This window comes from Clostridium oceanicum (assembly GCF_039521385.1).
GTDB classification, from domain to species: domain Bacteria; phylum Bacillota; class Clostridia; order Clostridiales; family Clostridiaceae; genus Clostridium_F; species Clostridium_F oceanicum.
In genome coordinates this window covers 249,880-274,972 of record NZ_BAAACG010000019.1, presented here as the reverse complement: position 1 = coordinate 274,972, position 25,093 = coordinate 249,880, and the positions used below count along the sequence as shown (strand labels likewise).

Genomic DNA, 25,093 nt, shown 5'->3' with positions numbered 1-25,093 from the left:
AAAAATATTATAGAATATTAAAAAGGTAAGTAGATAGATTTGTGTAAAAAAACAAATTTATCTACTTACCAATATAATATGAAATGTAGGTAGCTCGTTTTTATATGAAACTAGCTACCTATTAAAATTTACTTACTTATAAGTTCTTTTATATCTATTTTTTTATCTTGAAGTCCATTTTTAATCATAAAGTCTTGAGTTTTTTGAAGTTCCTTAATATCTTTATCTTTTATTGTTATATCAAAATCATACCATTTATACATTTGTTTTGTTTCTTCAATAGTTAAACCTACTTCTTGAGATACTTTTTTTAGTGTTTCTTCTTCATGTTCTTTCATAAATTTTAAAGTTTCTTTATGGGTAGATTTAAATTTATCTACTAAATCTTTATGATTTTCTAAAAATGTTTTGCTAACTGCAGTTACTATTGTACCATCAACTATTCCTTCTCCATTTGCTACTATTTTACCACCATTTTTTATAGCTTTTAGTGCAACTGGACCTGCTAATAGGGCAGCATCAACATTTTTATTATTTAATGCAGCAAAACCTTCTGGTAATCCCATATTTATAAAATTAACATCTTTACTTGTTAAATTATTTTTTTCTAAAGCTCCTACTAATAATTGATGGAGTACTGTACCTTTAGGACCTGCTATCTTTTTACCTTTTAAATCTTTAGCTGTTTTTATATCTGGATTATTACTTATTATCATAAAAGCTTTTGGTGCTCTGCTATATATACCTATTATTTTTAAATCTACACCATTTGCTTTAGCTAATATAGCTGATGTACCCCCAAGAGCATGAAGAATTTGCAAATCTCCTGAAGCTAATGCTTGAGTTTGTTTAGGACCAGATGTTATTTCATGCCAATTTATTTTAATATCATCTTTTTTAAAAGCATTATCAAAAGAATTTTGTTTCTTTTCTAATATAGATGGAACATTTAGAGGGGCTTTAACATATGTAAGATTAATTTCTTTAGGTGTATCTTTTTTTACATTTGTTTTTTTATCATTATTAGCACAACCTATAAATATTGCACTTGTTACAAGTAAACTCATACATAATGATAAAATTTTGAATTTTTTCATATTATACACTCCTTTTAATATATTATTGAGATAATTGCATAATTAAAAAATCTAAGATATTGCATAATGTATATATTTAATGGTGTTGTTAATATAACATATTGAAAAATCTTTATTTTAAAATTAAATATGTAATTCCCTCAAATATAAATAAAATATTTTTATATAAACATTTGAAATTTGTTTTATAACTTTGAAAGTATATCTTCTTTTATATTTAATAATTTTTCAGATGATATGTTTCGTGGAAACTCTAAATTTATATTATATTCTTTTAGAATTTTTCCTTTATCTAAAATAACTATTTTATGACCTATTAATAGTGCTTCATCTACATTATGAGTTACAAAAACTATACCTTTATTAGTTTCTTTATATAATCTTAAGATTTCTTTTTGCATATAGGCTCTAGTAAAGAAGTCTAAAGCGGCAAAAGGTTCATCCATTAAAAGTATATTAGGCTCATAAGCTAGAGCTCTACCTATAGCTACCCTATGTGCCATTCCACCTGATAGCTGAGAAGGATATGCTTCACCAAATTTTTCTAATTTCATAAGATGCAGATATTTATTTTCAATATTAGTATTTTTTTTATCTAAGAAAAAAGTTATATTTTCTCTAACATTAAGCCAAGGAAAAAGTCTGCTTTCTTGAAAAACCATACCTATTTTTGGTTTTACTGAATTATAATTATTAAAAAATTCAACAGTACCACTAGTAACAGTATCAAGATATCCTAAAAGTCTAAGTAAAGTAGTTTTTCCACAGCCACTTCTGCCTAAGATAACAGTAATTTTGTTATCTTCTAATAAAAGATTTAAATTATCTAAAATTTTCACCGGTTTACCATTTATATGAAATTTTTTAGTAACCTTAGTTAATTTATAGCCCCTCATGATTATTCACCTCTTTTGTATAGTTAAATTTATTAGTTAAAATTCCAAATAACCAATCAGACAAGCAACCAAGAACTCCGATACATAATATTCCTACTATAACAATAGATGAACGTGATAATTGTTCACCATCTAAAATTAAATATCCAAGCCCTGAAGAAGCGGCTATCATTTCAGCTCCAATTATAGCTCTCCAACTATAACCTATTGCTAATCTCATACCAACTAAAATGTCAGGTAAAGCCCAAGGTATTATTATTTTTTTAAATATATTTAGTTTACTAAGATTAAAAGTTTGTCCAACTTCGATTAATTTTTTGCTACAACTTTCAACTCCATTAATAGTATTTAGTAAAACAGGGAAAAATGAAGCTAATATTATAATTATTATTTTAGATTTTTCTCCTATACCAAACCAAAGTATTAGAAGGGGAACTAATGATAGAGGAGGCGTATGTCTTAAAAATCCAAGTAAATTTTTAAAATAATCATAAATATTTTTATTAACTCCAAATAGAATTCCTATAGGAATTGCTAAACAGATTGTTATAAAAAATCCTTCAAATACTCTTAAAGTACTTATAGATATATGTTTGATTAAATCACCTGATTTTATTAATATATATGCTGATAATATAACTTCTTTAGGTGTTGGAAGAATGTAAGAATTCCACCATTTCAAAGTACTTCCAATAATCCATATAATAAATATTAATATTATAACTAAATGTTTTTTAAATTTATATGCCATCACCATTATTACATCCTCCTGAACAATATAACATCTCAATAATATCATATCCCTTTTGGAGAAAAGATTCATTAAATTTATCTTCGCCACTTATTTCTAAAACATTTTCTGAAATATCTCTAAAAAATCCTAAAGGTATTGGAGATGATTTGCATTTTGAAACCCTTTGTATATTAAACATATTACAAATTTCTAACCAAGTAAAAAACTTTATACCTTGTTTATCTTTAAAAACATTTGTTCCTAGTTCTTTTAAAGCTTTGCATGGAGTTGTTATAATAAGGTTATTTTCTTTTGAATCTTTTATGTGAATATCATATAAATATTTTGCTGTATGTATTAAAATAGGTTCAATTTTAGGTACAGTATAAATATTTTTATTTATATTTTTATTTTTATTTATATGATTAATAGCAGTAGGACAACGGGTATCTAGTACTGTGTTTTTAGAAGTTAATATTATGTTTTTAAACTTGTTTTTAACTATTTGAATTTGTCCACTTGCTGAAATCACCTTAAATCCGTTCTTATTAAGCTTATTTTTAATATTATCTAAATTTTTTTTATACATTTTTTCAACTACAGGATTTATCCATATATAATTCAATATTTTCACCACCTTTACATTATGAAAATGAGATTCATTATCATTTAATATAATATCAAATTCTACTTTATCAGTCAAATTTTTTATAATAATAAGGTTTACACGTTATAAATAAAATTATTTTTAATATAAAATAAATCTCTATTTAAAATATAAAAATAAATTTCCAAAATAGTAATGGATAAACTTGTGGATATCTCTTAAACAATCTAGTTTCACTATTTGTTGCTGGCTTTTTTACTATAAAATTTAATATTAATTTTGACAATAGTATTTTAATTCCAAAAGTTTAACACTAGTGATATATAGTAAAAAATAAAATAGATAAAATTAGCTACTTTATTTTTTATAATTTCAATATTTAAGATTATAAAAAAACTGCTCAACTTAAATTATTTGTGAGCAGTTTGTTTTATTTGTTGAATGATTTTATTAGCTATTAATTTAGAATCTATTTTGTAGGTTCCATTTTGTATTTGTTTTTTTATATTTTCTAATCGTTTTCTTTCACTTGTATATTTGCACATAATCCGAATTCACTCCTAATAGGTCAGTAAAATTTATTAAATTAAGTTTAATATGAACTAGATGTAAAAAACTATATTTCAAATGAATTTTAACACATAAGTATGCTTAGTAGAGTGAATATGTAATAAACGTTGAAAATTTTGTCGTAAAAGGTTGAAATTTGTTGTAAAAATTAAATAAAGTTAAATAAAATATTTAAGTTGTAGATAAAAAAATTAAAAAAACTTTGTTCTAATAATTAATTTACTTTAATAAATATAGGAATGAATTATTAGAATGGAGGTAAAGTGATGAATATTATGAAAAAATATTTAAAAATAGTGGGAATGGTTTTTTGTGGTTTAATTATGGTAACTTGTTTATTTAATGCAAAAGTTTTGGCAAAGGAAAATGAAAATAACAAAATGCCAGAAGAGAATAAACTTGTAAAAGCTAAGGTAATAGAAAGTATGGAAAAACAAGGCAAAGAAAGAAAAGTAAAAATAATTATAGAAGAAGGAAAATATAAAGGAAAAGAATTAGTAGTAGCTAATGAACTTAGAGTATCTGATAGCAAACCTTTAGTTCTTAAAAAAGGACAAAGAGTAATTGTTTATATTTCAGAAGATGGAGAAGGAAATTTAGAAGAGACTTACATATATGAGTTTGTAAGAGAAAAATATATAATGGTTCTGGTAGCTATTTTTATTTTACTATTATTAATTATAGGTGGGTTTAAAGGATTTAAGTCTATTTTAACATTAGTAATAACCGGATTATTTGTAATTAAAATATTAATTCCTAAAATCATAAAAGGGAGTGACCCAATTACTACATCTATAGGTGTATGTATAGGAATAATAATAGTAACTCTTATAATATTAAATGGATTTCATAAAAAAACTTTATCTGCAATAATAGGAACTTCTACAGGAGTTATTATAGCTGGTATTATAGCATTGATTATGACAAAATTAATGTCTTTATCTGGAATAGATGAACAAGCTTTTAATTTAATGCAAAGAGTAAGGGGAGTAGATTTTAGTTTTCAAGGAATACTATTTGCAGGGATAATATTAGGTGCATTAGGAGCTGTAATGGATGTTAGTATGTCTATAGCTTCATCTATGCATGAAATTGCATATAATAGTAGAAGAATTTCAAGACAAGAAATTATTAGAGCTGGTATGAATGTAGGAAAAGATGCAATGGGAACAATGTCAAATACATTAATACTTGCCTATGCAGGAGGAGCATTAAATGTTATTATGTTTTTTGCAGCTCAAAATATTTCACTAACATATATAATAAATAGCCAAAATATAGCTTCTGAAATAGTTAGATCTTTAGCAGGAAGTATAGGACTTATAATTACAATACCAGTAACGGTTTTTATAGCTGCTTTTTTAGAAATTAAATAAAAATATAAATTAAAAAATATGAAAAGAAATAATAAAATACTCACTAGTTATTTATTTGAATGTAGGTAAATAAATGATATAATAGACGAGATATTAATTGAATTAAAAAATAACAGGTAACAAATATAAAAATCAAATATTAATTGCTTTTTTAGTTTGTTAATTATATTTTAAATAATAAATAACAAAGATGAAGAGAAGGTGCATTATGATAGAATTAGGAAAAGTACAAAAATTAAAAATAATTAGAGATACATCAATAGGCGTTTATTTAAATTGTATTGAAGATGAAGGGGAAGAAGATATATTACTTCCAAGAAAACAAGTGCCAGAAGATTTTAATGTAGAAGATGAAATAGAAGTATTTGTTTATAGAGATTCTGAAGATAGAATGATAGCTACAACAAGAAGTCCTAAGATAAAACTAGGAGAATTTAAGTTTTTAAAAGCCGTAGATAAAACTAAAATAGGAGCTTTTTTAGATTGGGGATTAGAAAAGGATTTGCTTTTGCCATTTAATGAGCAAACAAATGAAATTGAAATAGGAAAAGAGTATATAGTAGCACTTTATGTAGACAAAAGTGATAGATTATGTGCTACTATGAAGATAAATAAAATGTTAAGAGAATATTCAACATATGAAAAAGATGATGAGGTAACTGGAATAATTTACAATGTAAATCCAGAAATGGGTGCTTTTGTAGTTATAGATGGTAAATATGATGGATTAATACCTAAAAATGAAATGTATAATGAATGTACTTATGGTAAGACTGTAGAAGGTAGAGTAACTAAGGTTAGAGAAGATGGAAAAGTATATTTAAGCATAAGAAAAAAGGCTTATTTACAAATGGACGAAGATTCAACTATTATTTTAGAAAAAATTCAAAGCCAAGGTGGAGTTTTATATCTAAATGACAAAAGTGATCCAGATAAAATAAAAAGTGAATTAAATATGAGTAAAAGAGCTTTCAAAAGAGGGGTAGGAAGACTTTTGAAAGAAAGAAAAATCAAATTTATAGAAAATGGAATAAAAGCTATATAATTACTAATTATGGTTTAATATACAATAATTATAGATAATTTATATTAGTAAATAAAAATATTTAGTTATAAGAGATATTTTTATTGCAATTTACTTACTAAAATGTTATGATTACTAAGTGATTTGTTGAAAATTATTAAGTTTCAACCCTATAAGGAAGATCTTATGGGGTTTTTTATTATAAAAGATTTATCCGATTGAATTACTACTCTAAGGATTCTATACTATATAAATGAAACGCAGATTAAATTTTTTATCTGATAATAGTAGCAAAAAGGCAGGTTTAAAATGTCTGATTAACTGATTCATACCAATTTTAAATTTGGTTTATCTTTAAGTGGAATATGAGAGTGGTAAAAATTTGGGTAGGAATTTCTAAATTCTAGAGAGGTAAGAAGTTTTTTTAAAATTAAAGAATCTTTTTACATATAAGAATAGTAAATTAGAATTCATAAAATAAAATATTTTTTATCATATTCACAAAAAGATGTTAAAAAGGAAGGTATGAAATGGCAGAAACAAAATTTAATGAACTAGGACTTAAAAAAAATATACTTAAAGCGATAGATGATATGGGGTATACTACACCTTCAAAAATTCAAGAACAAATAATACCAGTTATTCTAGAAGGTCATGATGTTATAGGGCAAGCTCAAACTGGTACAGGTAAAACTCTTGCTTTTGGTGCTCCTCTTTTAAGTAATTTGGTTAAAACACAAGGAAAAATAAGTAGTATAATACTTACACCTACAAGAGAACTTGCAATACAAATAAGTGAAGAATTAAAAAGAATATCTAAGCATTCAAAAGCAAAATTACTTCCAGTATACGGCGGAAGTCCTATAGAAAGACAAATTAAATCTATAAGAAAAGGTATAGATATAGTTGTAGGTACTCCTGGAAGAGTACTAGATCTTATAGGTAGAAGAGTATTAAAATTAGATAGTATTCAATTTCTTGTTATAGATGAAGCTGATGAAATGCTTAATATGGGATTCATTGATGATATGAGAGAAATAATCAGTAATTCAAATGATGATAGACAAACAATGTTATTCTCTGCGACTATGCCAAGTAAGATTAAAGATTTAGCTAGAAATTATATGAGTGAAGATACAAAACATGTAGCTGTAGTAAGAAAATCAATGACAGTATCAACAGTAACTCAATATTATTTTGAAGTTAATCAAAGAAATAGATTTGAGTCTTTATGTAGAGTATTAGATGTTGATAACCCATCTATAGCAATAATATTCTGTAAGACTAAAAAAGGTGTAGATAAGTTAGTAGAAGATATGCAAGGTAAAGGATACAATGTAGAAGGTATGCATGGAGATATGAGTCAAAATCAAAGACTAAATACTCTAAAAAAATTAAAAAATGGAAAATTAACTTATCTTGTAGCTACAGATGTTGCAGCTAGAGGTATAGATGTTGAAAATATGTCTCATGTTATAAATTACGATATTCCTCAAGATATAGAATCTTATGTTCATAGAATAGGTAGAACAGGAAGAGCTAATAAAAAAGGATTAGCATATACATTTGTTTCAAGAAGAGAACGTTCTTTCTTAAGACAAATTGAAAAATCAACAAAAAGTAAAATAACTAAAAAAGATGTACCTACAATTGAAGATATAGTAGCATCTAAGTGGGAAAAAATAGAGGAAGAAATAAGAGAAACAATTTCAAATGGACAATATGAAGATTTTATTTCTTTTGCAAAAGATCTTAACAAAGAAGAAGATAGTGTTAATTTAACTGCTGCATTAGTAAGTATGATATATGGAAAGAATGTAAAACAGGATTATTCAGAAAACAACATAACTTCATCAGGAAAAGATGTAAGATTATTTTTAACTGCTGGTCGTATGGATAAGCTTAATCCTAAAAAATTGCTTGAATTCTTAAGTGATCATGCATCAACTAATAAAGAAGATATAGGTGATATAGATATCTTTGAAAAATTCACATTTATAGATGCTAAAGAAGATGTTGTAGAAAATATAATTAGTGAATGCAATGGAAAAAGATTATGTGGAAGAAAATTAAAAATAGAAGTAGCTAAAAACAGAAAATAATAAGTTTTTTAAGTTATATAATAAAAAGAACTGATAAGGAGAAATCTCTTTATTAGTTCTTTTTTTATAAATAATATAATTAGATGGACCTAACTTTCAATCAGCAATATGTTTAGATAAGCTTATAAAAGATGGTACTAGAAAATATTTAAATTACCTAATTTATAATTATTAATTTGTTATTTAATATTTTTATTGTCTCTATGATATAATTATACAAGTGTGTATAGAAAATATGTTTTAAGTAAAATAAAAATACAATATATTTTAACAACAGTAAACATATAAATAAAAATGTTTATATCAATAAATCTTTTAATAATGTAAGTTATTAGCTGAGAAGGGTTGATTTAATTGGCTTATACATATATTTTAGAGTGTAATGATGGAACTTTATATACAGGGTGGACAACTGATGTGAAAAGAAGAGTTAAAGAGCACAATAAAGGAACTGGAGCAAAATATACAAGAGCTAGAATACCAGTTGAACTAAAATATTTTGAAGAATTTAATACTAATAAAGAGGCAATGAAAAGAGAATGCGAAATAAAAAAATTGACTAGAAAAAAGAAAATAGAACTGATTGAGAGGATGTTAATATGAGCAAAATTTTAGTGCTAGCGGAAAAACCTTCTGTAGGAAGAGATATAGCAAGAGTTTTAAAATGTAACAAGAAAAATAATGGATGTTTAGAAAATGAAAATTATATAGTGACTTGGGCCTTAGGTCATTTAGTTACTTTAGCTTCTCCAGAGACTTATAGTGAAAAATATAAATCTTGGAATTTTGAGGATTTACCAATGCTTCCTTCAAAACTTAAGCTTGTTGTTATAAAAAAGACAGGGAAACAATTTAACATAGTTAAAAAACAAATGTTAAGAAAAGACGTTAATGAAATAGTTATTGCCACAGATGCTGGTCGTGAAGGTGAACTTGTAGCAAGATGGATAATAGACAAAGCTCATGTAAGGAAAAAGCTTAAACGTTTATGGATTTCTTCAGTTACAGATAAAGCTATTAAAGATGGATTTAGAAATTTAAAAGATGGAAGGAAATATGAAAATCTATATAAATCAGCAGTTTGTAGAGCAGAAGCAGATTGGTATGTAGGACTTAATATAACAAGAGCTTTAACTTGTAAGTATAATGCTAGTCTTTCAGCAGGAAGAGTTCAAACACCAACTTTAGCAATGATTGTTAAGAGAGAAGAAGAGATTAATAATTTTATTCCAAAAGATTATTATAATATAAGAGGAAAATATAATAATTTAGATTTAGAGTGGAGAAACTCTAAAAATAATCAAACTAGAATTTTTGGTAGGGATAAAGCAGATAAAATTATATATAAAGTAACAAATAAGATTGGAGAGGTTATAGAAGTTAAAAAGACTCCTAAAAAGAAAAATTCTCCACATTTATATGATTTAACAGAACTTCAAAGAGATGCAAATAATAAATTTGGATATTCTGCTAAAAAAACATTATCTTTAATGCAAAGGTTATATGAAAATCATAAATTGCTTACATATCCAAGAACAGATTCAAGATATATAACTACTGATATAGTACCTACTTTAGAAGAAAGATTAAAAAATATTTCAATTGGTCCCTATAGAGAGTTTTGTTTAAAAATATTAAAAAATAAAATAGTAGGGAATAAGAATTTTGTTAATAACAGTAAAGTTTCAGATCATCATGCAATAATACCAACAGAAGAAAATGTTAAACTTTCTATGCTTAATAATGAAGAAAGGCATATTTATGATTTAGTAGTTAAAAGATTTATATCAGTTTTGTATCCAGCTTTTGAATATGATGAAACAACAGTTAAGATTTCAATTAGTGGAGAAATTTTTGGAGCAAAAGGTAAAAGTGTAAAGAAAAAAGGTTGGAAAGAAGTATATGGTAAAGAAAGTTTATTAATAGATGAACAAAATGAGGATAATGATAATTTAAAAGATCAGCATATTCCAGAACTTAAAAAAGGAGATAAAGTAAAATTAACAGATATAAAAACTGTTAAAGGACAGACAAAACCTCCAGCTAGATTTAATGAGGCAACACTTCTTTCAGCTATGGAAAATCCGCAAAAATATATGAATACAAATAATAAGGAACTTGTTAAAACTATAGGAAATACAGGGGGATTAGGAACTGTTGCAACTAGAGCAGATATAATAGAAAAGCTATTTAATATATTCTATATTGAGAAAAAAGGTAAGGCGCTTTATCCTACATCTAAGGGAAAACAAGTTATAGATCTTGTACCAGAAGATTTAAAATCACCTATACTTACAGCAAAATGGGAACAACAATTGTCTCAAATTAGTAATGGACAATTAAATAATAATAAATTTATAGAAAGTATGAAAAAATATGCATCTAAACTTGTAGTAGATGTTAAAAATAGTAAAGAAAAATATAAACATGATAATTTAACTGGTGAAAAGTGTCCACAGTGTGGAAAATATTTGCTTAAAGTAAATGGTAAAAAAGGAAAAATGTTAGTGTGCCAAGATAGAGAATGTGGTTATAGAAAACCTATATCAAAAGTAACTAATGCTAGATGCCCAGAGTGTCATAGAAAAATGGAATTAAGAGGTCAAGGTGAAGGTCAAGTTTTTGTTTGCCCTAATTGTAGTTATAAAGAAAAATTATCATCTTTTAATAAAAGAAGAAAAAATCAAGGTGATAAACTAAATAAAAGAGAAGTTTCAAAATATATGAAAAAGATAAAAAAAGAAAATAATGAGCCAATAAATTCAGCATTAGCTGATGCTCTTTCTAAATTGAAAATGTAGCTGCAAACTGCTATATATGGTGGATTTGATAAATTTATTTATTGAAAATTCAATGAATTTGTGATATACTTATCAAGTGTTAATAGTGTTATATTATTAACTAGGAAGATTTAATAAAGCCAATTACATTTCCTTCTTTTGGAAGTAACATGTGGGTCATTTAAATCTTAATTTTAATATAAAAGGAGGAGTGTTAAGATGGCAGATAAGACTTTAGTATGTCAAGATTGCGGAAACGAATTTGTTTTCACTGAAGGAGAACAAGAATTCTACAACGAAAAAGGTTTCCAAGAACCAAAAAGATGTACAGAATGTAGAAGAGCAAGAAAACAACAAAGAGAAAATAGATAGTATAATTTGAAATGTACACCCTATAAGACGTAGTCTCATAGGGTTTTATTTTTTTATATTATAGATTTTAGTAGGTTAATTTAATTAGAAGTAATTTAATAGTTTTTAGTGATAAAGTATTTTGTCTATTTAGCTATTTTTTGATTTTCTTTTACCATATCATAAGATGTTTTAGTTATTTCTTTAGGATATCCTAGATAGTTTAATAATTTTATTGCATTTGTAGTTGGAGATATACCTTTTTTTATTTTATAGTCAAATTTTAGCCCAGAAGTTTCATCTACATCTTCTGAAAAATAATAACATTTATAATTATCTTTTAATAGTTTTGTTAACTCATGATCATGAGTTGCAACTATAGGAATACAGTTTCTAGCTATTACATATTTAAGGATTTGTGTTGAAGTAGCAACTCTTTCAATAGGGTTTGTACCTCTAAATATTTCATCTATAACAGATAACACTGGGTACTTTTCGTTAACTTTTTTTACTATTCTAAGTATTGCTTCAGCTTCTCCTAAATAATAACTTTTTCCCTTTAGTACGTTATCTTTAGGAGCCATGGAAGATACTATATTAAAAAAGTTTCCTATGTATTCTTTAGCTGTACAAGTATAAATAGTTTGAGCCATTAATGCATTTAGTCCTATAGTTCTTAGAAAAGTAGATTTACCAGCCATATTTGTACCAGTTAAAATTACACCTTTTTTATCTAAGATTATTGAGTTTGGTACAGGTTTTTCTATTAAAGGGTGAACTGAATCTTTAATTTTTAAGTATTTTTCTTTTTCTGTAAATTGAGGTTTTGTATAATAAGGCAAAGATTCTCTATAGGCTGCTATAGATATAAAGGCGTCAATTTCACCTACTAATTCATATAATTTTCTTAAATCATTTTGATGTAAATTAATATGTTTTATTAGCTTATAATAAGTTCTTTCTTCCCATAAAAAAAGTATAGAAAAATAATCAAGAATAGGTGAAAAACCTTCAATTCTATTTATTTTATAAGTACTAGAAGTTACAGAATGTATGTTTATATTTTTAAATATAGAATTTATCTTAAATTTATATTCTGAAAGCTCGTCAATTTTAAGGTTACATATCTCTTTGCAAACATTCATTAATTTTGAAAAATAAGATATAGAATTAATTTGAGAAATTCTATCAGCACTAGTTCTATAATGTATAACCATATTTATAAATAAAAATGGTACTATTGATAGAAAGATAACAAGTAAATCTATGTGGAAAATAAGTTCTATAACTATTATTAAGGTGGGAAGTGTACCAAAGAATATACACAAAAATCTCATTAACTTATTCTCTTTTAAATCTTCCCATAAAAGAGATAAAATGTTTCCAATCTTTTGTTTTCCTATTTTAAAGAGTTTTAGTTGAAATTTTTCTCTAATAGGAGAGTTTTCTTGAAATAAAGAAATAACTCTATCTCTTTCTTTTAATTTACTTTCACTGTATAAAGGATTTCTAAGAATATTATAAAGTATTTGTTCTCCAGGAGTAGTTAGTGTTTTGTCTAAGAATGGAAATACAGAATCCATGTCTAAATCAGACCAGCTTTGGTCGTCTATTAAGTTTTCTTTATCTTTTCTAATAATATCATTATATTTTTTAGATAATATAATGCTTCTTTTTTTTCTTTCACCATTAGGCCATATATTTCTTATATAGTCTAATGGTTTAGTTCTTTTAAACAATAGAATCACTACTTTCTGCTTTATATTATAAGAAGTTATAACTATTTTTTTGTATATACTTTTAAATTATATATAAATTAACAATAATGTCAATTAAAATAGATGATAGGCAGAATAATTTATGATGGTAGATTATATTATTTTCTATCTTATAAGGTGTATTCATATAGTTTGAGAAATAATATGTATAGATATGAGAAAAGCAAGTAATATGTGAATTTTTAAGTTTGAAATTTATTAATTAAATTATTAGAGGGAGTATTGTTACATCAAATAAAAAAATTAGCTTTATATTTGAATATATAAAGCTAACTTTATTAAACAATATTTAATTTAATTGATAATTTATATTTTAATTAATTGGCTGATACACTTTTTTTAACTCTAGTATATGCACCTTCTGTTATTTTTTTAGGATATCCTACATAGTTTAACAGTTTTATTGCATTAGTAGTAGGAGATACTCCTTCTTTAATTTTATAATCAAATTTTAGACCCTCTTTTTCATCCACATCTTCTGAAAAATAATAGCATTTGTAAATTCCTTTTAATAACTTTGTTAGTTCGTGATCATGAGTAGCAACTATTGGTATACAATTTCTATCTATTATGTATTGTAAAATTTCTGCAGAAGCAGCTACTCTTTCTACTGGATTTGTACCTCTAAATATTTCGTCTATAACACAAAGAACAGTAGGTTCTTCATCTACTTTATTTATTATCCTAAGTATTGCTTCAGCTTCCCCTAAATAATAACTTTTTCCTTTTAGTACGTTATCTTTAGGAGCCATGGAAGACACTATATTAAAAAAGTTAGCTACATATTCTTTTGCTGTACATGTATAAAATGTTTGAGCCATTAATGCGTTAAGTCCTACAGTTCTTAAAAATGTAGATTTACCTGCCATATTTGTACCAGTTAAAATTACACCAGATTTATTTAATGTTATGGAGTTTGGTACAGCCTTTTCTATTAATGGATGTATTGCATCTTTTATTTGAAAGTATTTTTTAGTGCTTACAAATTCAGGCTTTGAATAGTGAGGTAAACATTCTCTATAAGCTGCTATAGAAATAAATGCGTCCATTTCACCTATAAGGTTATATAAATCTCTTAAATCATTCCTATGGTCTTTAATATTTTTTATTATTTTATAATAAGCTCTTTCTTGAAATAAAAATATAGTAGCAAAATAATCTCCTAGAACATCTATACCTTCAATTCTACTAATACTTGATGAATTAGAAGAAATAGTTTTTACCTTTTTTAATATAGAATCTAATTTTGATTTGTAATGAGAAAGTTCTTTTAAGTCTAGAGTATTTATGTATTTACATCCATTTATAAGTTTTGAAAAATATGATATGGAATTAATTTGAACTTGTATTTTACTAGTTGATTTATAGTGTATGGTCATGTTTATTAAAAATATAGGAAATATAAAAGCTATCATATATAAACCAAAAAATATAGATAAAACTATAAGTACTAAGGGTAGAGTTCCTAAAATTAAAGTTAATATTCTCATAAAATTATTTTCTTCTAAATCATCCCATAAAAGAGATAATACATCTCCAAATTTTTGCTTTCCTATTTTTAAAAGTTTTAATTGAAGGTTTTCTCTTATAGAAGCATTTTCTTGAAATAAGGATATTATGGTATCTCTGTCTTTTAATTTTTTTTCATCATATAAAGGGGTTCTTAACATATTATATAATACATGTTCTCCTGGAGTAGTTATAGTTTTATTGACTACTGGGAAAACAGAATCCATATCTAAGTCATACCAAGTTTGGTCATCTATTGAATTCTTATTTTCTTTTTCTACAATATCATTATATTTTTTAGCTAATTTTAAGTTTGTTTTTGTTTTTTCTCCCTTTGGCCATATACTTCTTATATAAGTTAAGTTTTTAGAAGTTTGGAACATAATAATCACCGCTTTCTGTTTGAAATCTTAGTAGGGTATATGAAATATATAATAAGTTTAAAATTAAGATCTTTATATCTTAAAAGTATATATTAACAAATTATAATGTCAATAACTATATATACTGTGTATATAAATTATATACACAGTATAAAAAAATGTCAATAAATATAGATACTGAAAATATATGTATTATATTGAGTGTACCCATACATTTTTCTATTTTTATTAAAGGATATATTATATATTAATAAGAAAAATGTGGAGGGATTAAATTGAAAACTAGAAGAATAATTTTGATTGGACTTTTTGCTGCTATATGTTTTGTAGGTACATATCTTCATATTCCAATTGATTTTGGAGGAAGTAGCACCATGATACATCTAGGAACTACAGCTATATTTATATCTGCTATATTTATAGGAAAAGATGCAGGTTTTGCAGGTGCCATAGGCTGTGCTTTATTTGATGCATTAGATCCTAGGTTTGCAGTGTGGGTTATTCCTACTTTTATAATAAAGGGGTTAACAGGGTATATTGTAGGATATATATCATTTATGTTTAAAAAGCAAGGTAACAGTATGTTGCAAAACATTATAGCTTTTATAGTAGGTGGAGTAGTTTCATTATTAGGATACTTTATAGTTAATTGGTTTATTTTTGTTGGATTCCATGTGGCATTATTAAAAATGATATCATCTTTTATAACTACAGCTATAGGAGTTATAATAACAATACCTATTGCAGCTATAATAAAACCTATTATAAATAAGAGCGGAGTTAATAATATTGCAAATAATAGATAAGAAAAAATAAGGATTTAAAGATCAAATGATAATTAATAAATAACAAATAAAAATTATAGGTAAAATTTCTTTCAAATTTATAAAACATAAGAAAAAATGGATAAGCTTATTTTAAAAAATAATTTATCCATTTTCTTATGTTTTTATTTATAATAATTTTATATTTAAAATTATTATTTGTATTTGTTAAATTCTAATTATTATTTTAGGTTAGTTAATTTTGGATCAATTCTATATTTTGTACCTTGTTCATAAGAGTAAGCTGCTTTTATTAGAGTGCCTTCTTGAAATTTGGAACCTATTAAAGTTATTCCAATAGGTTCACCATCTGGTTTGTATCCAGAAGGTACACTTATGGCTGGATATCCTGCAGGTGCATAAACTGAAGATAAATAGTTACTTAAAGTTAAAATTACATCTACATTATTTTTTTTCAAAGCATCATCAATTCCTTTTGAAGTAATTTTTCTATTTGAAATTACTAAATCTTTATTTTCTTTTTCTGTGATTTTATTATTTTGAGATTTCTCCATCAAATCTTGACCATAAGGGATTCTGCTTTTTTTATCTTTTTTATTATATTCTATTATGCTTTGTAAATTTTTTATTCTAGGGTTATTTATACTTTTTAAATAATCATTTACTCCTTTTTTGTATTCATATTTTAATACATTACTATAATTAGCTTTAAAAGAACTATCATCTAATTTTATTTCTTTTACATTAGCCCCTAGTTTCTTTAAATCCTTTATAACTTTATCAATTATTTTATCTTCGTCATCTCTATAATGCATAGTTACTAATTTGTTAGTAGCTATACCAATATTCATTCCTTTTAAACCATTAGGATCTAAAAATTTAGTGTAATCAGTTTTTTCATATTTAGAAGCATCTTTTGTTATTGAATCATTTTCATCAAAACCTATCATTTTGTTAAAAAGAACTGTAGCATCAGACACGTTTTTTCCTATAGCACCAGCAGTGTCTTGGGCTTCTGCAATAGGAATTATTTTATATCTACTTAGTAAACCTAAAGATGGTTTAATACCAACAACACTATTTTGACTAGATGGATAAATCATAGATCCAGCAGTTTCAGAACCAACTGAAATTGTAGATAAATTAGAGGCTACAGAAGCTGCTGAACCTGAACTGGAACCTCCTACATCAAATTTTCCATAAGGATTATGAGTTTGACCTCCTAGAGCAGAAAAACCATTTGCAAAATTAGAAGATGTATAGTTAGCCCATTCACTTAGATTTGCTTTTCCGAGTATTATAGCATTTGAATTTCTAAGTTTTTTTACTATAAAGGCATCTTCATCTGGTTTAGACTTTTTTAAAGCAGCAGCACCAGCTGATGTATGCATTTTATCTTTAGTTGCTATATTATCTTTTAAAAGAACAGGGATTCCATATAGGCTATCTTTAGAAAAATTAGTTTTATTTTCTTTATCTAATTTTCTAGCTATATTTAATGCCTCAGGGTTTAATTCAATTATAGTATTAAGTTTAGGGTCTAGTTTATTTATTCTTTTAACATAAAAAGTCACTAAATCCTCTATTGTAAATTTTTTCTCAGTAATATTTTTATGTATAGTATCTATGTTAGAGCCTACTATAAGTTTTTCTAAATCAGAATATCTTAAATCAGACATTTTATCAATGTTAGCTTTAAATGGAGTGAAGTCTAAATTTTCTTTTAAAGGGGCAGTTTTTTCTTTATCATATTGCTTTTCTACTTGAGATTTCACAAAGTTATTAGGATCCATCATTTTTTTTATCCTGAAGTAGAAAAAAGTACCACCTGCTAATATAATAACTAAAAGTATAATGAGTATTCTTTTGAAAATTTTCATTTGATTATATCTCCTTCATTTGTTTTTATTAATTTAATGTTAATTATATAGTACAATTCTTAATAAAATCTTTGATTGATATTATTATTTGCTTAATATTAAATATAAATTTATAATTTTTATATTATAATCATAAAAATTATTATTTAATAACATTATTCATATTAAAACATATAATATCTTTAGATATAAATATAATAGAAGGAGTTTTTATGGATAACTTATATGAATATGGGTCATATTACACTATAAAAAAGGGAGATACATTATATAGGATAGCTAAAGATAATAATATAGAACTTGAAATGCTTATGAAGGCTAATAAAGGGATTGATCCTTATAATTTGATGATAGGTCAAGTTATTTTTGTGCCAATGTATGATAAAAAATGTCCTTATGGGAAAATTTATAAAGTAAAAAAAGGAGATAACTATGTTGTTATAATGGAAAAATACGATTTATCTCTTCAAGATATAGAAAGAGCTAATCCAGGATTTTCTTTAGAGGACATATATGAAGGACAAGAAATATGTATTCCATCAGATAGAACAGGCCTTGTGTGTAAAAGAGTTTATACCGTTGAAGAAGGAGATAATTTAGTTAATATAGCAGAAAAATTTGTTGTAAGTGTAGCAGATTTACTTAGGTATAATTCTATAACAGCCCCTAGTCAATTTAAAATACCAGGTATAAAAATTTGTATTCCAGAGGAAGAAGCACCGGTTTAGATATATGAAATAATAGATTTGAAACTATGAGTATATTTTATTAATATATTATAAAAGTCTGTATGTATTGTATACAGGCTTTTTTGTGGACAACATTCGCTTATGTATGATAATATTTTACATAGATTAAAAAAACAATTAATAACTTGAACTTAAAAATTAATTTGATTTAAAAAATATAAATAAAATTAAAAGGAGAAGAGATGATAGAGTATAAAATTCAAAAGAAAAAGAAAAGTAAGTATAATAAGCTAATCATTGGATTTGTGAGTTTATTACTTTTTATATTTTTAAGTATGGTTGGCATTTCAATTTATGTAGGTTGGAATTTAACCAAACCTAAAAGGGATATTATAAAAAGTACTCCTAAAAAATATGGACTGATTTATGAAGATATTTCTTTTCAGAGTAATTATGATAAAACAAAATTAAAAGGTTGGTGGATACCAGCACAAAAGTCAAAGAAAGTATTAGAAAGTAAGAAAACTGTAGTTTTTTCTCATGGATATGGAGATAACCGAGGATTATATGATATATCAGTTATAAATTTAGCTAAAAGATTGGCTAAAGAAGGTTATAATGTATTTACTTTCGATTTTAGAGGTTCAGGAGAGTCAGAAGGAGATTTTGTTTCTATAGGACAGTTCGAAAAATATGATCTTTTAAGTGCAATTGATTTTGTAAAAAAAGATAAAAAATCTACTGACATTAATTTGATGGGATGGTCTATGGGGGCTGTAGCATCTATATTAGCAGGAGAAGAGTCAAAAGATATAAATAAGGTTGTAGCAGATAGTCCTTTTGCTAATTTAAAAGATTATTTAAAGAAGAATTTACCTTATTGGTCTCACTTGCCTAAGTTTCCTTTTACAGATATTATATTGGCTTGCCTTCCTACATTAAGAGGAATAGATATAAATAAAGTTAATGCTACTAAAGCTGCAAATAATTTTAAAGATAAAAGGTTATTTTTAATTCATAGTAAAGACGATAAGGCTATACCATATGAAAATAGTGAAATTATATACAATGAAGTTAACAATAAAGATAATGTACAAGCTTGGTTTACTAACAAAGCTGATCATATAAAATCATATTTACTTTATAAGAAAGAATATGAAGAGAAAGTTATTTCATTTTTGAATAATAATAAATAATATTAAAATATTGCATTTTAAATTATAATAAAAATGAACTAGGAGTATGTTATGAAAAAAATTATAATAATTTCTATAATAGTGTTATCTATAATATGGTTTATTGTTATATTGGCATTATGTAAAGCAGCTAAGGATGATAAAGAATTAGAAGAATATTATAATGATTTAGAAAATCTTTACAATAGAGATGAAAAAAATAAAGATTAGTTATTTAAAAGATATATTAGTATGTCCATATAGTTTTAAGTATATTTTAAATTTTCTATGTTACAAAATTGTAAGGATAGAAATATTAAATGTAAGACATATAAATTGTTAAGACTTCTTTATTAATATAAAATTATTTTATAATTTTAAGTTAGGAGAGAAGTTTATATGTTAATAGCAGGTATTATAATATTTGTGATTTTTAATATTTTTATATTAAAATGTATAACTAAAATGGTATTTGGAAGTAAAAAAAATTTGAAAAGAGATGCTAGATATGCTATTACTCCAGATATAATATCTTTATTTAAGGGTAGGTATCTAAAAGATCAGTTTTCTGAATTTAAATTTGGTTTAGTTTGGTTACTTTTTATGATAGCTTTAGGAATAGAAGCATATGTGGCTTTTAAAATACTGGGTAATATAGGAATAGATATAAAATCTGTTGATGACATAAGAAAGTTATTAAATTAATATATAAAGCAAAAAAGGACACTTAAACATATATGTTTAAGTGTCCTTTTTTTACATAAGATATAAGATAGGTTTAAATAAATAACTAGTTAGTTGATAAGTTATTTAGTGAAGCAATTTTTTAGGATTTCGCTAATAAGTAGTATTAGTAGAACCAATATCATTAAATTTTATAAAATGACTTTCTAGCTTTTAGGTAGCATTTATTTTTATGTGTTTAAATTAATATATTTAACTAAATTAATATATACACAATGAATAGAAAATGTTATTATTCAATTTGAAATGATATAAAATATTAAATAAATTTATTTTAAAATTACAATAATAAATCTAAGATTATTTAATATATGAAAGGGGAAGGTGAAGACTTATGAAAAATGTTATAAAAGAATATTTAATAATGACTATAGGATGTATATTATTAGCTGCATCAATAGCTGTTATTTTAATTCCAAATAGGATAGGAACTGGAGGAGTAACAGGTATAGCTACATCTTTAAATGCTCTTATTGGAGTTAAAGTAGGTATAGCTATAATAGCTATAAATGTTCCGCTGTTTTTTGTAAGCTATAAATTAATAGGAATAAATTTTACTATGAAGACTGGGTTTTTAGTAGTACTATCATCTTTTTTGATTGATTTTTTAGGAAAATTTAATGTTCCTTCTTTGAATGATATGTTTTTATCAGCATTACTTTGTGGTATTTTAATGGGAGCTGGATATGGACTTATATTTATGGCTGGAGGATCTACAGGAGGAACGGATATATTAGCTAAAGCTATAAAAAAGAAATTTCCTCAGATACCTTTATCAAGAATATTGTTATCTCAGGATATATTAGTATACATATTAGTAGGTTATGTTTTTGGAATAAAATCTATATTATACGCTTTAGTTATGAGTTTTGCTAGAGGAAAAACTATGGATATAGTTCAAGAAGGTATTTCATCTAGTAAACAATGTATAATAATTTGTGAAAACCATAAAAAAGTATTAAAAGAAATCCAATTTAAATTGTCAAGAGGTGTAACTATAGTTGATGCTACTGGAGGATATTTAAATAATGAAAAGAAACTTTTGTATGTAGTAGTTCAAAATAGAGAATTAAATAATTTAAGAAGGATAATAAAAGAAGTAGAGCCATCTGCTTTTATGACAGTTTCTTCAGTTACAGAAATTTTAGGGAAATATAGACAAAATAATATTATATAATTTTTAAAATTACTTATACTACTACTGATTAGCTATTTATTAAATGCTATATGTTTGGTACATTAAAGAATAAATAAGCCAGTATGCTAGTCTATTTTGCAAATTACTTCTTCCTTAGAACCTACTAATAGCAAAACTATTAGATCTAAGTCATTGTATTTTACAAAATATTCCTTCCATCTTTGACTTATTATTTATTTTAATGTTCCTAAAATACTAGAAAGTAGGTATAGGAATGAAAAAATTAGTATTAGTAAGACATGGCCAAAGTATTTGGAATGAACAAAATAGATTTACTGGATGGACTGATGTAGATTTATCAGAAAAAGGTCTTTTAGAAGCTAGAAGAGCAGGAAGAATATTAAAATTTAATGGATATGAATTTGATATAGGATATACTTCCTATCTTAAAAGAGCTATAAGAACCTTATGGATTATATTAGATGAATTAAATCTTGAATGGATTCCTATATATAAATCATGGATGTTAAATGAAAGGCATTATGGAGATCTTCAAGGATTTGATAAAAAAAAGATTACTAAAAAATATGGAAAAGAGCAGGTTTTTAAATGGAGAAGAGGAGTTAAAATAACACCACCTCCATTAAAAATAAATGATAAAAGGTATCCAGGATTTGATATAAGATATAAAAATCTTAGAAAAGATCAAATTCCTTTAACAGAAAATTTGATTGATACAGAAGAAAGAGTTTTAAGATTTTGGTTTAAAAAGATAGTTCCAGAAATAAAAAATGATAAAAAAGTAATAATATCTGCTCATGGTAATACTATTAGAGCATTAGTTAGATATTTAGATAATGTCCCAGATGATGGAATTGTAAATTTAAATATACCTACAGCAACTCCTTTAATATATGAGTTAGATGATGATTTAACTCCTTTAAAGCATTATTATTTAGATTATAAGGGAGTTATACCTAAGGAAAATATACCTGAAAATATAGATAGTAAAAATTCATATGAATATAAATTATAATTTACTTGTGATTTTATGAAGTCTATAATATGAATTTTATAAATAAATATAAGGTAAAGAACAATATGAAATTATAATATAAAATAGAAGCTAGTAATAGGCGTGAGTAAAATAATTACTAGCTTTAACTTTTAATTTAATTTATAATGTTTATAAAGTTAGATTAATATTTTATTTAATTTTTGAGTGTAATACAATAATATGATATACTAAATTAGATTAATACAATTTAATAAGACAGTTCGTAACCATCCTGTCTATAAATAAAACTAGGACTTTGTGTTATTTAAGCTATAGTTCTGTCTTAAATAGCTTTTTTGGTTACGAGCATTTTTGCTCGTTTTTTTGTTACTTAAAATTATAAAATTTTAATAAATGAATTGAGTTTAAAATAAGTAAAATTAATAGGAAGGTTGTATGAAATTTTATTTTTAATACTATATATTAATAAAATAAGTAGGAGGATTAGATGGAAAAAATAGGTTTAACTACTACAGTTCCAGTAGAAGTTATTATTGCAGCTTCATATATTCCAGTAGATTTAAATAATATATTTGTAATGTCTAAAGATTATAAAGAGTATATAGATATAGCAGAAAGAGATGGATTCCCTAAAAGTATGTGTGCTTGGATAAAGGGCTTATATGGTGCTTGCTTAAAAAATAATATAAAAAAAATAGTAGGGGTTATGGAAGGTGATTGTTCTAATACTAAAGTTTTGATAGAAGTATTAAAATCAAAAGGAATAGAAGTTTATCCTTTTTCATTTCCACATACTCATAAAGAAGAAGATGTAAAGATTGAAATAGATAAATTTATGAATTTATTCAAAGTCAATTTAAATCAAGTTGAAAATGTAAGAAAAAGATTAAATAAGATTAGGATTTTAGCTAAAGAGTTAGATTATTTGACTTATGGTGAAAGTAAAGTTACAGGATTTGAAAATCATGTACATCAAGTAAGTTTCAGCGATTTTAATGGTGATTTTAATAAATTTCATAATGATTTAAAGGACAAAATAGAAAAAATTAAAAAAAGAAAATCAGTTATTAAAAAAGTAAGGCTAGGATATATAGGCGTTCCACCAATGACAGGTGATATATATGAATTTGTAGAAAAATTGGATTCTAGTTTTGTATATAATGAAGTTCAAAGAGAATTTGCATTTCCAAGAGCAAATGAAGCTTTAGATATTTATAGTCAATATTATAATTATACATATCCCTATGATATTGATTTTAGAATAAAAGATATAAAAAGGCAGATAAAAGAAAGAAAATTAGATGCTATAATCCATTATACCCAAGCATTTTGCCATAGAGCTGTGGATCATATTATTTTAAAAGAAAGGCTTAATATTCCAATTTTAAATATAGAAGGGGATAAAAATAATAGATTAGATGCTAGAACAAAACTTAGATTAGAAGCTTTTATAGATATGGTTGGCGATTTAAAGAAGGTGAAAAATTGAGAATTTTAGGTATAGATTTAGGTAGTAGACAAGTAAAAATAGTAATTATGGAAGATGGAAAAATAATAAAAAAGAAAAAGATAAGTACTATGACTTTTTATAGAGATTATTGTAAGTATGATGGAAAACTAGTTGTGGACTTAGAAAAACTTAATATAGAAAATATAGATAAGTTTGTATCTACAGGATATGGAAGAAATAATACAAATCTTCATACATTTAATCCTATAAATGAACTTAAAGCTCATGTGTATGGCTGTTTTTATCAAACTTCTTTAAAGGATTTTATACTTCTTGATATAGGTGGACAGGATGTTAAAGTGGTAAAAGTAGAAAAAGGAATTATAACTGATTTAGAGTTAAATGATAAATGTGCAGCATCTTGTGGAAGATACTTAGAGAATATGGCTAATGTATTAGAAATATCAGTAGAAGATATGAGTAAGTATTATAAAAACCCTGTAGAACTTAATTCTACATGTGCTGTTTTTTCAGAATCAGAACTTATTGGTAAAATAGCAGAAGGAATAACAATAGACAGGTTATGTGCAGGGGTTAATTATTCTTTGTATAAAAGATTAAAACCTCTTTTAACAAAATTTAGAGGAGAAAAACTTGTGATAACAGGAGGAGTAGCTTCAAGTTCTTCAATAAACAAATATCTACAAAATGATTATAAAGAAATAATATCTATAGACGATCCTCAATTTAATGGAGCTATAGGTTGTGCATTTTATGGAGAAAAGATTTATAACAATTAATAATTAACAGATAGCAGATAACAGACAAGGTTAGAATTTATCATATAAAAATATTTTATTAATATTTTTGTGTTTTGAAATTTCATGGATTAAGATAAACAGTTTCAATGTAAAAAAATAACTAGTATAACTTATTAAAGTTATATAATTTTAGAAATTCTAAAAGAATTTCAACAATAATTGTTAATTATTATTTGTTATTTGATAA

At 25.0% G+C, this 25,093-nt stretch carries 23 protein-coding genes; 15 read left to right on the top strand and 8 right to left on the bottom strand.

Translation table 11 applies throughout. The features are described 5' to 3' along the window. Positions 1-128 precede the first annotated feature (128 nt). The 5 genes from ABDZ71_RS17750 to ABDZ71_RS17730 all read right to left on the bottom strand — a co-directional run bounded on the left by ABDZ71_RS17750 (position 129) and on the right by ABDZ71_RS17730 (position 3,878). Positions 129-1,097 carry an ABC transporter substrate-binding protein gene (locus tag ABDZ71_RS17750; protein ID WP_343763850.1) on the bottom strand — a complete coding sequence of 323 codons (969 nt, stop codon included), beginning with the start codon at positions 1,095-1,097 and terminating at the stop codon, positions 129-131. Between the two features lie 185 nt (positions 1,098-1,282). Next, a complete protein-coding gene (locus ABDZ71_RS17745) occupies positions 1,283-1,993 on the bottom strand; it encodes an ABC transporter ATP-binding protein (protein WP_343763847.1) in 711 nt (236 codons plus the stop codon). After that, on the bottom strand, positions 1,980-2,744 hold the full coding sequence (locus ABDZ71_RS17740; protein WP_425544738.1) for an ABC transporter permease: 765 nt from the start codon (positions 2,742-2,744) through the stop codon (positions 1,980-1,982). Before ABDZ71_RS17740 ends, ABDZ71_RS17745 begins: the two co-directional genes overlap by 14 nt. Then, positions 2,734-3,360 carry a hypothetical protein gene (locus tag ABDZ71_RS17735; protein ID WP_343763843.1) on the bottom strand — a complete coding sequence of 209 codons (627 nt, stop codon included), beginning with the start codon at positions 3,358-3,360 and terminating at the stop codon, positions 2,734-2,736. The genes ABDZ71_RS17740 and ABDZ71_RS17735 overlap by 11 nt, the downstream gene beginning before the upstream one ends. Positions 3,361-3,743: 383 nt before the next feature. Next, the gene (locus ABDZ71_RS17730; RefSeq protein WP_343763841.1) at positions 3,744-3,878 is read right to left on the bottom strand and encodes a flagellar biosynthesis anti-sigma factor FlgM; all 135 of its coding nucleotides are present in this window, start codon (positions 3,876-3,878) and stop codon (positions 3,744-3,746) included. 291 nt (positions 3,879-4,169) lie between these two features. On the opposite strand from ABDZ71_RS17730, the gene ABDZ71_RS17725 reads away from it, so the two are divergent. The 6 genes from ABDZ71_RS17725 (at position 4,170) to ABDZ71_RS17700 (ending at position 11,557) form a co-directional block, all read left to right on the top strand. After that, complete coding sequence (locus tag ABDZ71_RS17725; protein ID WP_343763839.1) at positions 4,170-5,279, top strand: YibE/F family protein; 1,110 nt, start codon at positions 4,170-4,172, stop codon at positions 5,277-5,279. A 208-nt stretch (positions 5,280-5,487) separates the two neighbouring features. Beyond that, a complete protein-coding gene (locus ABDZ71_RS17720; protein ID WP_343763837.1) occupies positions 5,488-6,324 on the top strand; it encodes a CvfB family protein in 837 nt (278 codons plus the stop codon). A 509-nt stretch (positions 6,325-6,833) separates the two neighbouring features. Further along, complete coding sequence (locus ABDZ71_RS17715) at positions 6,834-8,405, top strand: DEAD/DEAH box helicase (RefSeq protein ID WP_343763836.1); 1,572 nt, start codon at positions 6,834-6,836, stop codon at positions 8,403-8,405. A 354-nt stretch (positions 8,406-8,759) separates the two neighbouring features. Then, positions 8,760-9,008: a GIY-YIG nuclease family protein gene (locus ABDZ71_RS17710; RefSeq protein WP_343763834.1), complete on the top strand. Its 249-nt coding sequence runs from the start codon at positions 8,760-8,762 to the stop codon at positions 9,006-9,008. Then, complete coding sequence (locus ABDZ71_RS17705) at positions 9,005-11,206, top strand: DNA topoisomerase III (protein WP_343763832.1); 2,202 nt, start codon at positions 9,005-9,007, stop codon at positions 11,204-11,206. The genes ABDZ71_RS17710 and ABDZ71_RS17705 overlap by 4 nt, the downstream gene beginning before the upstream one ends. Positions 11,207-11,404: 198 nt before the next feature. Further along, entirely contained in the window at positions 11,405-11,557 is a 153-nt protein-coding gene (locus ABDZ71_RS17700; RefSeq protein WP_343763830.1) for a zinc-ribbon domain-containing protein, read from the top strand. Positions 11,558-11,682: 125 nt separating this feature from the next. Here ABDZ71_RS17700 and ABDZ71_RS17695 read toward each other — a convergent pair whose 3' ends face one another. After that, the gene (locus ABDZ71_RS17695) at positions 11,683-13,275 is read right to left on the bottom strand and encodes a MutS-related protein (RefSeq protein ID WP_343763829.1); all 1,593 of its coding nucleotides are present in this window, start codon (positions 13,273-13,275) and stop codon (positions 11,683-11,685) included. A gap of 356 nt (positions 13,276-13,631) precedes the next feature. Continuing rightward, the gene (locus ABDZ71_RS17690) at positions 13,632-15,206 is read right to left on the bottom strand and encodes a MutS-related protein (RefSeq protein WP_343763828.1); all 1,575 of its coding nucleotides are present in this window, start codon (positions 15,204-15,206) and stop codon (positions 13,632-13,634) included. 275 nt (positions 15,207-15,481) lie between these two features. On the opposite strand from ABDZ71_RS17690, the gene ABDZ71_RS17685 reads away from it, so the two are divergent. Next, positions 15,482-16,012 (top strand): ECF transporter S component, encoded by a 531-nt coding sequence (locus tag ABDZ71_RS17685; RefSeq protein WP_343763826.1) that lies wholly within the window; start codon positions 15,482-15,484, stop codon positions 16,010-16,012. A 200-nt stretch (positions 16,013-16,212) separates the two neighbouring features. On the opposite strand, the gene ABDZ71_RS17680 is transcribed toward ABDZ71_RS17685, so the two are convergent. Next, complete coding sequence (locus ABDZ71_RS17680; protein WP_343763824.1) at positions 16,213-17,871, bottom strand: amidase family protein; 1,659 nt, start codon at positions 17,869-17,871, stop codon at positions 16,213-16,215. A gap of 212 nt (positions 17,872-18,083) precedes the next feature. On the opposite strand from ABDZ71_RS17680, the gene ABDZ71_RS17675 reads away from it, so the two are divergent. The 8 genes from ABDZ71_RS17675 to ABDZ71_RS17640 all read left to right on the top strand — a co-directional run bounded on the left by ABDZ71_RS17675 (position 18,084) and on the right by ABDZ71_RS17640 (position 24,885). Continuing rightward, complete coding sequence (locus tag ABDZ71_RS17675) at positions 18,084-18,599, top strand: muramidase family protein (RefSeq protein WP_343763822.1); 516 nt, start codon at positions 18,084-18,086, stop codon at positions 18,597-18,599. Positions 18,600-18,802: 203 nt separating this feature from the next. Further along, the gene (locus ABDZ71_RS17670) at positions 18,803-19,756 is read left to right on the top strand and encodes an alpha/beta hydrolase (RefSeq protein ID WP_343763820.1); all 954 of its coding nucleotides are present in this window, start codon (positions 18,803-18,805) and stop codon (positions 19,754-19,756) included. Between the two features lie 51 nt (positions 19,757-19,807). Further along, a complete protein-coding gene (locus tag ABDZ71_RS17665; protein ID WP_343763818.1) occupies positions 19,808-19,966 on the top strand; it encodes a hypothetical protein in 159 nt (52 codons plus the stop codon). 168 nt (positions 19,967-20,134) lie between these two features. Continuing rightward, positions 20,135-20,440, top strand: coding sequence for a hypothetical protein (locus ABDZ71_RS17660; RefSeq protein ID WP_343763816.1), 306 nt, complete (start codon positions 20,135-20,137; stop codon positions 20,438-20,440). A gap of 373 nt (positions 20,441-20,813) precedes the next feature. Beyond that, on the top strand, positions 20,814-21,656 hold the full coding sequence (locus tag ABDZ71_RS17655) for a YitT family protein (RefSeq protein WP_343763814.1): 843 nt from the start codon (positions 20,814-20,816) through the stop codon (positions 21,654-21,656). 235 nt (positions 21,657-21,891) lie between these two features. After that, positions 21,892-22,653 (top strand): 2,3-diphosphoglycerate-dependent phosphoglycerate mutase, encoded by a 762-nt coding sequence (gene gpmA, locus ABDZ71_RS17650; protein WP_343763812.1) that lies wholly within the window; start codon positions 21,892-21,894, stop codon positions 22,651-22,653. 469 nt (positions 22,654-23,122) lie between these two features. Beyond that, complete coding sequence (locus ABDZ71_RS17645) at positions 23,123-24,124, top strand: 2-hydroxyacyl-CoA dehydratase family protein (RefSeq protein WP_343763810.1); 1,002 nt, start codon at positions 23,123-23,125, stop codon at positions 24,122-24,124. Beyond that, positions 24,121-24,885 (top strand): acyl-CoA dehydratase activase, encoded by a 765-nt coding sequence (locus ABDZ71_RS17640; RefSeq protein ID WP_343763809.1) that lies wholly within the window; start codon positions 24,121-24,123, stop codon positions 24,883-24,885. The genes ABDZ71_RS17645 and ABDZ71_RS17640 overlap by 4 nt, the downstream gene beginning before the upstream one ends. Positions 24,886-25,093: the final 208 nt, after the last annotated feature.